At 56.6% G+C, this 12,319-nt stretch carries 8 protein-coding genes; 5 read left to right on the top strand and 3 right to left on the bottom strand.

Annotation, left to right across the window (positions count from 1 at the left end):
* Positions 1-10 precede the first annotated feature (10 nt).
* The 5 genes from RAHAQ2_RS12690 (at position 11) to RAHAQ2_RS12670 (ending at position 6,603) form a co-directional block, all read left to right on the top strand.
* Positions 11-1,672, top strand: a complete 1,662-nt coding sequence (locus RAHAQ2_RS12690; protein WP_015697620.1) for a multidrug ABC transporter permease/ATP-binding protein — start codon at positions 11-13, stop codon at positions 1,670-1,672.
* Positions 1,673-1,696: 24 nt separating this feature from the next.
* Positions 1,697-2,512: a hypothetical protein gene (locus RAHAQ2_RS12685; RefSeq protein WP_015697619.1), complete on the top strand. Its 816-nt coding sequence runs from the start codon at positions 1,697-1,699 to the stop codon at positions 2,510-2,512.
* A 141-nt stretch (positions 2,513-2,653) separates the two neighbouring features.
* Entirely contained in the window at positions 2,654-5,080 is a 2,427-nt protein-coding gene (locus RAHAQ2_RS12680; protein WP_015697618.1) for a DUF3772 domain-containing protein, read from the top strand.
* Between the two features lie 189 nt (positions 5,081-5,269).
* Positions 5,270-5,776, top strand: coding sequence for a transposase (locus tag RAHAQ2_RS12675; protein WP_014333478.1), 507 nt, complete (start codon positions 5,270-5,272; stop codon positions 5,774-5,776).
* Positions 5,755-6,603 carry an IS3 family transposase gene (locus RAHAQ2_RS12670; RefSeq protein ID WP_148267115.1) on the top strand — a complete coding sequence of 283 codons (849 nt, stop codon included), beginning with the start codon at positions 5,755-5,757 and terminating at the stop codon, positions 6,601-6,603. Before RAHAQ2_RS12675 ends, RAHAQ2_RS12670 begins: the two co-directional genes overlap by 22 nt.
* 83 nt (positions 6,604-6,686) lie before the next feature.
* On the opposite strand, the gene RAHAQ2_RS12665 is transcribed toward RAHAQ2_RS12670, so the two are convergent.
* From RAHAQ2_RS12665 to RAHAQ2_RS12655, 3 genes are read right to left on the bottom strand one after another with little or no spacing between them, the layout of a single operon-like run.
* Positions 6,687-9,815, bottom strand: a complete 3,129-nt coding sequence (locus RAHAQ2_RS12665; RefSeq protein ID WP_015697617.1) for an efflux RND transporter permease subunit — start codon at positions 9,813-9,815, stop codon at positions 6,687-6,689.
* A complete protein-coding gene (locus RAHAQ2_RS12660; RefSeq protein WP_015697616.1) occupies positions 9,812-11,053 on the bottom strand; it encodes an efflux RND transporter periplasmic adaptor subunit in 1,242 nt (413 codons plus the stop codon). The genes RAHAQ2_RS12665 and RAHAQ2_RS12660 overlap by 4 nt, the downstream gene beginning before the upstream one ends.
* On the bottom strand, positions 11,053-12,306 hold the full coding sequence (locus tag RAHAQ2_RS12655; RefSeq protein ID WP_015697615.1) for a TolC family protein: 1,254 nt from the start codon (positions 12,304-12,306) through the stop codon (positions 11,053-11,055). The genes RAHAQ2_RS12660 and RAHAQ2_RS12655 overlap by 1 nt, the downstream gene beginning before the upstream one ends.
* Positions 12,307-12,319: the final 13 nt, after the last annotated feature.

The raw sequence follows: 12,319 nt of genomic DNA, 5'->3' as shown, positions 1-12,319 counted from the left end.
AGAAAAATTCATGGAGTTGTTACGTGTTGTCTTTAAGCAATATCGCTGGCCGTTTTTAGGGGTTATGGCGCTGAGCCTGCTCAGCGCCGTTCTGGGCATCGGGCTGATCGCGTTTATCAATGTGAAACTGATTGAAACCACGCAGGCCTCCTTAATCGTTCTTCCGGAATTTCTCGGGTTGTTACTCTTGCTGATGGCCGTGACATTAGGCTCTCAGCTTGCCCTGACCGTGCTGGGGCACCACTTCATTTACCGCCTGCGCGGCCAGTTCATCAAACGTATTCTGGATACCGATATTGAACGTATCGAGCAAATCGGTAGTGCGCAACTGCTCGCCAGCCTGGGCAGCGACATCCGTAATATCACACTGGCGTTTGTGCGCCTGCCGGAACTGGTGCAGGGGATTATTCTGACCCTTGGCTGCGCCGGATATCTGGCGTGGTTGTCGCCGGAAATGCTGCTGGTGACGGTCATCTGGCTGCTGATCACCATTTTCGGCGGTTTCAAACTGGTATCGCACGTTTACCGCCATCTGGCGAAAGTGCGCGAGGCGGAAGACAAGCTGCAAAGCGATTATCAGAAAGTGATTGAAGGGCGCAAGGAACTGGCGCTCAACCGCGAGCGCGCGCGTCATTTGTTTGATGATGTGTACCGTAAGGATGCCGAAGAATATCGTCACCACATTATCCGCGCTGATACTTTCCACCTGAGCGCCGTGAACTGGTCGAATATCATGATGCTGGGCGCGATTGGTCTGGTGTTCTTCATGGCGAATACGCTCGGCTGGTCGAATACCGACGTTGCCGCCACCTATTCCCTGACGCTGCTGTTTCTGCGTACACCGATGTTACAGGCGGTCGGTGCGCTGCCGACGCTGCTCAGCGCACAGGTCGCTTTCGGCAAACTGAAAGCGCTGAAACTGGCGGAATATGACGCAGCCTTTACGCCTGCCATTGCCAGCAAAAAATGGCAAACCCTTGAGCTGCGTGATCTGACGTTCCGTTACGCAGGCAAAGAAGAGGGCGGCGGTTTTGGCGTCGGCCCGCTGAATCTGACACTGACCCGCGGCGAACTGGTGTTTCTGATCGGCGGCAATGGCAGCGGTAAATCGACGATGGCGATGCTGCTGACGGGGCTGTATCAGCCGCGCTCCGGACAGATCCTGCTCGACGGCGTGCCGGTCACGGCTGAAAATGCCGAACAATACCGGCAGATTTTCTCGGCGGTGTTCACCGATTTCCATCTGTTCGGTCAGCTGATTGGCCCGCAAGGCGAGATGCCAGATCCGCTGCTGGTAGAAGACTGGCTGCAGCGCCTGAAAATGAAAGAAAAACTCCAGTTCAGCGGTAACGAGGTGACTAACCTGCAACTGTCCGCCGGACAGCGTAAGCGGGTGGCGTTGTTGCTGGCGGCAGCCGAAGGGCGAGATTTCCTGCTGCTCGACGAATGGGCCGCCGATCAGGATCCGCAATTCCGCCGTACTTTCTATCGCGAGCTGTTGCCACAATTGCGTGATATGGGTAAAACCGTGCTGGCAATCAGTCATGATGATCACTATTTTGAACACGCCGATCGTCTGCTGGAAATGCGACAGGGCAAATTACACGAACTGCACGGGCAGGCGCGTATTGACGCCAGCCGCGATGCGGTCGCACAGATTGGAAGTCACTAAATTGTTTACGGAAGGCAATGGAAAATGAACTGGAATGAAGTGATGGTGTGGGGCATCAGCGGTGCGGTCATGGGCTCGCTGATCGGGGCATTACACAAAAAAGGCAAAATTGGCCGGGTACCTGCGGTGATATTATTTCTGGTGCTGATCATCGGCGGCAACCTGCTGTGGGGTGGCGTCATCAAACCACGTCTGGCCGGTAACAGCGAAGAGCAAAAAATCGATCAGGCGCTGGCCGAATTGCCGCTGTACAACACCATCAGAATGCAGGAACCGGCGCTGTATGCGCAGATCCGCAGCAATATCCTGAATATGAAGAAAGAGGGTAAATCGCAGCAGGAAGCCATTGATACTGTCAAACCGATGGTGTCAGTTTTGCTCTCGCAACGTATCAGCCATGCGCCGGACGCCAATGTGAATCAGGCAATGCAGGTGAATCTGGAAGAGATGCAGACGTTGCAGGCACGCAAAGACGGCAGTTGCTTCAAATTTCTTTATCCGCAGGTCAGCGGCGGCGTGAATACCGCACAGGTACTGCCGCCGGAACTGTTCCGCAAAGATCTCGACACCATGAATGATTTACTGCTGGCGACCGGCGGCAGCCAAACGGTTATGCCTGCCCCTGTGAGCGGGGAGAAAGTGGTGCAGATGATGACGCCGGTGCGTCAGGCGCTGGCCAGTATGTACGGCGAACAGTTGCAGATGTTTAATGACCTGACCAAACCGGATGTCGATCGCGAAAAAGTGTGTGAAATCTCCATCAGCCTGTACTCCGGCATTCTGGCGCTCCAGCCTGCGGAGTCTGCGGCGATACTTCGCCAGATGCTCGGTCAAAAATAACCCGTCGTCCTTCAGGCTGCCGGGAATGATTCCCCGCAGCCTGACATGCAGAAAATCCCTACTCCTTTTTGGCCTGAGAAAGCGTATCCTTAGCCGGATTTTTCAAACAATAATTTCCCGAACTCCCGGAATCTTCCTTCTATGCAAAAAATGTTAAGAGTGCCGTTGCTGCTGGCATTGTTGTCATGTCTGCTGATAACGCCGGTGCTGAGCCAGGCCGACGAAAGTACAGGCCAGCCCGCCACGGCAGAACAACCGGTTAAAGTGAACGCCACAACCGCGTTGCCAGCATTACAAAAGCGTCTGGACCAGTTGAAACAGCAGGTCTCTTCGGCGAAAACCGACAAGAAATTTACCGGCCTGACGGATGCCGCGCAAAAACTGGCTGAAGATGCCGACAAGCTGACTGCCGCACTGACGCCGGATCTGGCGCAGGTGCAGGCGCAGCTCGACGTGCTGGGTCCGGCGCCCGCAGCGGGCACAATCACTGAAACGCCGCAGGTGATCAGCCAGCGTAATAAGCTCAATAACAGCAAAACGCTGCTGACCACACAACTTGAGCAGACCAAAGCTATCTCCCTTGGCGCACAGAACCTGTCTTCGCAAATCGCCGGATTACGTCGTGATGCACTGAAAACCCAGATTGCGCTCAATACCGGCAGCATTCTCGGGGGGAATTTCTGGGCACCGCTTATTACGCCAAACGATGATGATGCGGCGCGGTTTGATGATTTCGGATCGCAGGTTAAAGATGCCTGGATGCAGGCCTGGAGCGATGACTGGCGCATCGGCACCGCAATTTACCTGTTACTGGCGCTGGCAATTGGCCTGGCCGGTCGCCGCGTGCTGGACAGACCGATGAACTGGATCCTGCCGCGCTGGTTGCCGCAGGGGCGTTTCCGTCGCAGTTTTCTGGCCTGTTTCACGACGCTGAGCACCACCCTGACGCTTGGCATCAGCGTTCAGTTGCTCGGGTATATTTTCACCCGTCTGCCAGATACCTCGCCGTGGGTGACGGAATTTGCCGGGCAACTGGTGGAACTGACCTATTTCTCCGCCGTGATCGCCGGTCTGGGGATTGCATTACTTTCCAATAACCATCCGTCATGGCGTCTGCCGGGCATTGCCGATCCGCTGGCAAAAACACTGGCATCATTCCCGGTTCTGCTGGCCGGCTTTATTTTCCTGTTTGGTATCATCGAACAGCTGAATAACCTGGTCGGTGCCAGCGTCGCGGCAACGTTATTTGGCAACGGACTGGCGGCGTTGCTTGTGGCGCTCAACTGCCTGATCGCGCCGGTGCGTATCAACCGCATGCGTCGCAAGATGAAGGCAGAAGGCGAACAGACCGAAGCACGTTCCACGCTGGCCGGGCTTATCCATCTGGTGATAAGCCTGACGGCGTTTGTCATTCTGATGGCGCTGCTGATTGGTTATATTCCGCTGGCGCGTTTTGTGACCTTTGAACTGCTGTGGATCGGGCTGGTGGTCAGTAGCCTGTATCTGCTTATTCACTTTGTCGTTGACCTGTGTGAAAGCGTGTTTGCGCCGACCACACACAGCGGCAAAATCCTCAAAAGTACGCTGAGCGTTAATGACCGTCACCTGTCGCTGGCTGCCACGTTATTCTCGGCAATCGGTAAAACCGCGCTGCTGCTGATGGCCGCCGTTGCGCTGCTTAACGGGACTTTCGGCACGACAACGCCGCTGGAACTGCTGGCAAAAATCGTCGATATCTGGGGCGGGAAAGGTCTCGAAAGCATGAACATCATTCCGGCGCATGCGGTTAACGCGGTGCTGTGTCTGGTGGTCGGCTGGTATATTTTGCGTTCGGCACGCCGCTGGCTGGATAACGATTTTCTGCCAAAAACCATGATGGATCGCGGTATGCGCGCCTCGCTGGTGACGCTGTTCACTAACGTCGGCTACGTGCTGATTATTCTGCTGACGTTGTCATCGCTGGGCATCGAATGGAATAAACTGGCGTGGATCGTCAGTGCCTTGTCGGTCGGTATCGGTTTTGGTTTACAGGAGATTGTGAAGAACTTTATCTCCGGCCTGATCCTGCTGACTGAACGTCCGGTGAAAGTGGGGGATTTGATCAGCATCAGCGGCGTGGAAGGGGATATCCGTCGTATCAATGTGCGCGCAACTGAAATTCAGCTGAGCGATAAATCCACGGTAATTGTGCCGAACTCGCAGCTTATTTCGCAAAACGTGCGTAATGCCACCATGGGTAATGCGCAGGGCGTGGCGACGATCACGCTGACATTCCCGCTGGATATCGACCCGGAACAGGTCCGCACGCTGCTGCTGGAAGCGTACAACCTGCATGAATCCATTCTGGAAAATCCACCGGCCTCGGTCAGCTTCAAGGAACTGGGCCCGACCGGCATTGTGCTGAGCGTGACAGGCTTTGTGAACAGCCCGCGTATGGTCAGCGGCACGCGCAGTGATTTGCTGTACGAAATCCTGAAAATGCTGCGGGCTGCGGAGATCAGTCTGAGTCAGACGCAGACGATGATCCTTGAGAAAACGAATGATCGGATCGTTCCGGCAGAAGAGTAAAATCCAAAGAATCATCTGGTCGGCTCCCTCCCCTGCGAAGGGGAGGGTTGGGGTGGGGTATTAAAGTAAAATCAATAGGTTGAAGTATGCTTTGACCCGGTGTCAGCCCTTAAAACCCCCTCCCGTCCTCCCCCTTCGCTGAACTGAACCCCGAATGTTGGACGTTTTAATCCTCATTCGGAGTTTAGTATGAAGTACGATTTTCAAATCAAAATGATAGCCGTCAGGCACTATCTTGACGGCCATGATGGCTTCAAAATTACCGCCCGCAAATATCAGGTTCCGGCATCCTCACTTCGTGCATGGACTGCCGCCTATCAATTTCACGGTGAGCAGGCTTTTCGTAAGGCGACTCGCATCTATTCCGAACAGTTTCGTGCTCATGTCGTGGATGTGACTCTTCGCGAACATCTTTCTATGCGTTCTGCCGCCGCCCGATTTAATATTGCTGATTATCAGACAATCAAACGCTGGATCCTGGCTGCTAAAAACTCAGCTTTTCCAGCTCTGAAAGAGAGGAATAACATGGCGCAGAAAACGCAAAAACCTGAGATAAAGCCTGAAGACATGACGCCTGCCGAGCTTCTGGAAGAGGTGCGCTATCTGCGTGCTGAACGCGCTTACAACGAAAAGCTCGACGCCCTGATGAAGTCAAAAACAGAACGGAAGAAAAAATCCACGCCATCAGGGCATTAATCGGAGAACACCGTCTCCAGGATCTGTTGAAATCTGCGAGGTTGCCACGAAGCACCTGGTACTGGTGGCAATCGCGGGAGCAAGCCGGGGATGACGTGACGTTATGTGACGCCATCGGGCAACTGGCCGTCCGCCACAAGCGGTGCTATGGCTATCGCCGCGTCACGTTAGAACTGCGCAATCAGGGCGTGCGGGTCAATCATAAAAAGGTGTTCCGCCTGATGCGGGAAATGGATGTACAGGCGCGGGTGCGGCCTAAAAAATACCGGAGTTATAAGGACGATATCGGGATGGCGCCAGCGCCCAATCTGCTGAGACGGAAATTTAACGCCTCCGGACCGGGGGTAAAGCTGGTGACGGATGTTACCGAGTTCAATGTGGGCGGGGATAAACTGTATTTATCGCCGGTCATGGATTTATACAATGCAGAAATCATCGCGATGAGTATAGGTACGCGGCCGACTTTCGAGCTGACTGAAAAGATGCTAAATGATTTACTTACATCAGGTTACGTCAGAAAAAAAGCCATTCTACATAGCGATCAGGGCTGGCAATATAGGATGCCTTCGTGGCAAAAAAGGCTCAAAGAGGCAGGGATAAGACAGAGCATGTCGCGAAAAGGCAATTGCTATGACAATGCCGCAATGGAAAGCTTTTTTGCGGTGTTGAAGACGGAGATGTTCCACGGTTATAAGTTCGAGAGCAGGGAAAAACTGGCTGAGTCGATAGAAGCGTATGTCGCTTACTATAACCACGATAGAATAAAGATGAAGTTGGGTGGAATGAGTCCAGCAGATTACCGGACTCAAATGTTCCCCCTGCACTAACCTGGTGTCCAAGTTTAGGGGTTCAGTTCATCGCAGGGGGAGGAGCAAAGCAACACGACCCACATTCTGCTTTGCCTTAACCCCTATTTGTTTCCCCGCCTCCGATGTATCAGCAAATACACCGCCGGGATCACCAGCATCGACAGCAGCGGGGCACTCACCATGCCGCCGATCATCGGCGCGGCGATGCGCTGCATCACTTCTGAACCGGTTCCGCCGCCCCACATAATTGGCAGTAAACCCGCCATGATCGTGGCAACAGTCATGGCTTTTGGCCGGACGCGCAACACCGCGCCGTGGTGAATGGCGTCGCACAGTTGTGCCTCACTCATCTCCCCGCCGGTTTTTTGCTGGCGTTGCACCGCCTGATTCAGATACAGCACCATAATCACCCCGAATTCGGCGGCGACACCGGCCAGGGCGATAAACCCGACGGCGGCGGCGACCGACAGATTGAAGCTGAGCAGGTACAACAGCCAGACGCCGCCGGTCAGGGCAAACGGCAGCGTCGCCATGATCAGCAGGGCGTCGCGCACGCTGCTAAACGTGACGTATAACAGAACGAAGATGATCAGAAGTGTCACCGGCAGCACGATTTTCAGTTTGGCTGTGGCGCGTTCGAGATACTCGAATTGCCCCGACCAGCTCACCGTCACGCCTGCCGGCAATTTTACCTGCCGGTTCACAGCCCGCTGCATGTCTTCGACGGCAGATTTCAAATCGCGTCCGCGTAAATCCACATAAATCCAGTCCGAAAGACGGGCGTTCTCACTTTTCAGCATCGGCGGGCCGTCGGTGACGTTGACGGATGCCAGCGCCGACAGCGGCACCTGTGCACCGGAGGCGGTCAGCACCGGTAAATCCCGCAGCGCCTGCACGTTGTCACGCAGTTCTCGCGGATAGCGCAGGTTGATCGGATAACGCTCGCGGCCTTCCCGCGTTTCACCGATATTTTCCCCGCCGACCAGCGTCGAAACCAGAGACTGTAACTCGGCAACCGTGACACCGTAACGTGCAGCTTCGCGCCGGTTGATATCAATATCGACATAGCGGCCGCCTTCCAGCCTTTCGGCCAGCGCCGAGGTCACGCCCGGCACCTGTTTCACGATATGCTCGATCTGCTGAGCGATCTGCTCGATTTGCGCAATATTATTACCGTTCACCTTAATGCCCACCGGGCTTTTGATGCCGGTGGCCAGCATGTCGAGACGGTTGCGGATAGGCGGCACCCAGACGTTGGCGATGCCCGGTAATTTCACCGCATTGTCGAGTTCCGTCACCAGTTTGTCCGTCGTCATACCCGGCCGCCACTGATCGCGGGGTTTAAAACGGATGGTGGTTTCAATCATCGTCAGCGGTGCCGGGTCGGTGGCGCTGTCTGCCCGTCCGGCTTTGCCAAATACACTGGCGACCTCCGGCACGGTTTTGATTAACCGATCCGTCTGCTGCAACAACCGCGCCGCTTCGCGGGCTGAAATCCCCGGCAGCGTCGACGGCATATACAGCAGGTCGCCTTCATCGAGCGGCGGCATAAATTCACTGCCCAGTTTTGCCAGCGGATACAGAGACACCAGCAGGAACACGCCGCTGCATAACAGCGTGATTTTCGGGCGTTTCAGCACGGCAGAAAGTACCGGCTGATACGCGGCGATCAGCCAGCGGTTGAGCGGGCTGGCGTTTTCATCAGGAATTTTGCCACGAATAAAATAGCCCATCAGCACCGGCACCAGCGTGATGCCGAGCCCGGCAGACACCGCCATCGCATACGTTTTGGTAAATGCCAGCGGGGAGAACATCCGGCCCTCCTGCGCCTCCAGCGAAAACACCGGAATAAACGACAGGGTGATGATCAGCAAACTGCAAAACAGTGCCGGACCGACTTCCGTGGCGGCGCGCTCAGACACTTTCCAGTAATCCGCTGATGTTGGCTGCTGGCCAGGATGATCGTGCCGCCATTGTTCAAGCACCTTATGCATATTCTCGATCATCACAATCGCCGCATCCACCATCGCCCCGATAGCAATCGCGATACCGCCGAGCGACATGATATTGGCGCTGACGCCCTGATAATGCATGACGATAAACGCGCCGAGAATACCGAGCGGCAGGGTGATGATCGCCACCAGCGCCGAGCGGAAATGGAACAGAAACAACGCACAGACCACCGCCACCACCGCGAACTCTTCCAGCAATTTATGGGATAGCGTTTCGATGGCGTTTTCGATCAGTGGCTGGCGGTCATACACCGGTATAATTTCCACCCCCGCAGGCAGCGTGCGGGCGAGGGCATGTAGCCGCTCTTTCACCGCTTTCAGGGTTTCCAGCGCGTTTTTGCCCGAGCGCATCACAATCACGCCGCCTGCCACTTCGCCTTCACCGTTAAGTTCCGCCACACCGCGCCGCAGCTCCGGGCCGGTGCGCACGTTGGCGACATCCGCCAGCAGTACCGGGATGCCGCTGTTAACCGTCACCACCACATGGTTAAAATCCTCCAGACTTTTCAGATAGCCGGAGGTGCGCACCATGTATTCGGCTTCGCCCATTTCCAGCAGCGAGCCGCTGCTTTCCTGATTGGCATTTTGCAGCGCGGTCACCAGTTGCTGGTGCGTTACGCCGCGGGCGCGCATCCGCTGTGGATCGGCCACCACCTGATACTGGCGCACCATGCCGCCGATGCTGGCGACCTCAGAGACATCCGGCACCGTTTTCAGGTCGTAGCGCAGCGTCCAGTCCTGCAAAGCGCGAAGTTGTTCGAGGCTGTGTTTGCCGGTTTTGTCGATCAGCGCATATTCATAAATCCAGCCGACGCCGGTGGCATCTGGCCCCAGCGAGGCTTTGGCTCCGGCGGGCAGAGAAGATTGCACCTGACTCAGGTATTCCAGCACACGGGAACGTGCCCAGTAAGGATCAGTGCCGTCATCGAACAGCACGTAAACGTAAGCATCACCGAACATCGAAAAGCCGCGCACGGTTTTCGCGCCGGGCACCGACAGCAGGGTCGTGGTCAGCGGATAGGTCACCTGATCTTCGATGATTTGCGGTGCCTTACCCGGATAACTCACGCGCACAATCACCTGTACATCGGAGAGATCCGGCAGGGCGTCGAGCGGGGCTTTCTGCAATGACCAGATGCCCCAGCCCGCCATCATCAGCGCGGCGAGTAACACCAGCAGCCGGTTCTTCAGCGACCAGCGGATCACGGCGGTAATCATAAATCACCTCCGTGCTGATGCGTCTCTGGCGTCGGGGTGGCGGCAGGCAGCGCACTGCGCAGGCTGGCTTCGGAGTCGATCAGGAACTGTCCGGATGTCACCACGGCCTGACCTTCTTCGAGGCCGGAAAGCACCTGTGTCCAGCCATCGCGCGTCGCGCCGGTGGTGACCGCCTGCGGGGAGAAATGCCCGTTGCCATCGTCGAGCAGCACGGTATTGCGGCTGCCGGTCTGGATCAGCGCTTCCTGCGGAACAGCCAGAACCGCTGTCTGCGTGCTGACATCCGGCGACAAATTCAGGTACATGCCGGGGCGCAGTTTCTCCTGCGGATTATCAATCACCACGCGGGCTTTCAGCGTACGGCTGACGGCATCGACATCCGGCAATAATTCGCTGACCGTGCCGTGAAATACGTCGCCCGGCTGACTGTCAGCGCTGGCGCTGACTTTATTGCCGATCTGGATCTGGCTGGCGGCGGATGGCGGATAATCCATTACAATCCATACCTGCTTCAGACTGGTCAGCTCGAACATCGGCTGCGTGGCGCTGACCTGCGCACCTTGACGCACGGCAAGCTGGCTGATGTAACCATCCTGCGGTGCCAGTACGTCGATACGGGTTTGCGGCTGGCCGGTTTTATCGACGCGGCGCAGAATGTCTTCCGGCATAAACTGCAAGGCCAGTCGCTGACGGGCGGCGGCGGTCAGGCTACGGTCGCCAAGCTGACGCACGGCCAGATATTCCTGCTGCGCGGCTGTCCAGTCGGGGATCCACAGCGTGGCCAGTTTCTGGCCTTTTTTCACCGGCTGCTGGCTGGCGGCGACGTAAAGTTTCTCGACTAAACCGTTCGCACGGGCGGCGACGGTACGCAGGCTGCGTTCATCGGCACTGACCGTGCCGTAAACATTGAGCGGTGCGGAAATCATCCGTCGCTGTACCTTTTCACTGCGCATACCGAGATTTTGCTGCTGGCGGGCACTCACCGTCACACCGCCGTCATCTGCCACTTCATCGGCGTAACGTGGCATCAGGTCCATATCCATAAAGGGCGACTTGCCCGGTTTATCGAAACGCTGACCGGGCGTCATCGGGTCATACCAGTAAAGCACTTTGCGTTCGGCGGGCGCGGCAGAAGCCTGCGTTTGCGCCCAATGGCTGTGGCGGCCGGCGACGTAACCGGTGGCGAGGGCAGCCACAATGGCGACGGCCAGCAGGCTGTAAGTTTTAGCGCAAGTCATTAATGAATCTCCTGGGGGGCCAGATAACGCAGGGCGACCCAATAGCGGGCCACTTCCAGCCCGGCATTGCGTTCGGCAATCTGGCTGTCGATCAGGTTACGGCGGGCGTCGAGAACGTCATTCAGACTGCTTTTCCCGGCGCGATATTGCGCCTGGATTACGCGGATACGTTGCTGCTGCAGGGGAATTACGTCGTTTTTTTGCCGCTGCCACAATGTGGTGGCGGCCTGATATTGCGCCAGCAAACTGTTCAGCTGCGCCTGATGGTCGCGCATCAGTTGCGCCAGCCGGTCATTGCTTTCCATTGCCATCGACTGATCGGCAGCATGATCTTTATCCTGACGCGAGGCGGTAAACAGCGGCAGATCGACGGTAAACATCACACCCGCCAGATCTTCATAACTGTCGGCGCGATGAGCGTAATAGACTTCCACGCCGACATCCGGCAGCGCCGCAATGGCCGATTGCGAAGATTTCGCCTGCGCTACCTCGGCTTCACGCTGTGCCTGAATAATTTCAGGATGTTGTCCGACACTTGTGGCCTGTAACGCCTGTGGCGGAAGGTCGCTGAAAGACGGAATAGCGCCGTTAATTTCAGGCTGATCGATGCCGGTCAGCTGGCTTAAGCGGGTGCGCGCCAGTTGAACGTCGCGTCCGGCTTCGGTCAGCTTGTCCTGCATGCTGATGAGCGTCAGGCGGGCGTCGAGCACCGAGGCAGGCAGCGAACTGCCGCTGCTGACGCCTCCCCGCTGAACACCAATCTGGCGCTGACTTTCGTCCACCAGTGTTTGTAATTGTGAAACGGTTTGCCCGCCGATGGCCAGCTCCATCCAGGCCAGCGCCGCATCGCGCTGTAAACGTGCCCGGATACTCTGGCGGGTAGCCGCCACCTCCCGGGATTCTGCACGCAGCGTGTCGGCTTTGCGCTGGCGCTTATCGCTGCTGATATAATCCTGCATGATGCCGATACGTTGCATTGTCATCCCTTCGCGGGTAAACCGCCCGGCGTTGCCGCCGCTGACCGGCAGGTTTTCAATACCGAACTTCAGCTTCGGATCCGGCAGTTGCATGGCTGAATCAGCACGGTTATCCAGCGCATTGATCTGGTGACGGCTGGCAGAAAGCTCGGCGGAATAATCCTGCGCAGCGACCAGTGCCTGCGGCAGGGTAACGGGTGTGGCAAAAGTGCTGACCGGGACAAAAGCCAGCAGCCATTGCCACGTCACCCGGCGGTGACGCGGTAAAGTCAACATGGTGAATCTCCCG

This window comes from Rahnella aquatilis CIP 78.65 = ATCC 33071, assembly GCF_000241955.1.
GTDB lineage: Bacteria > Pseudomonadota > Gammaproteobacteria > Enterobacterales > Enterobacteriaceae > Rahnella > Rahnella aquatilis.
This window is presented reverse-complemented; position numbering and strand designations above follow the sequence as displayed.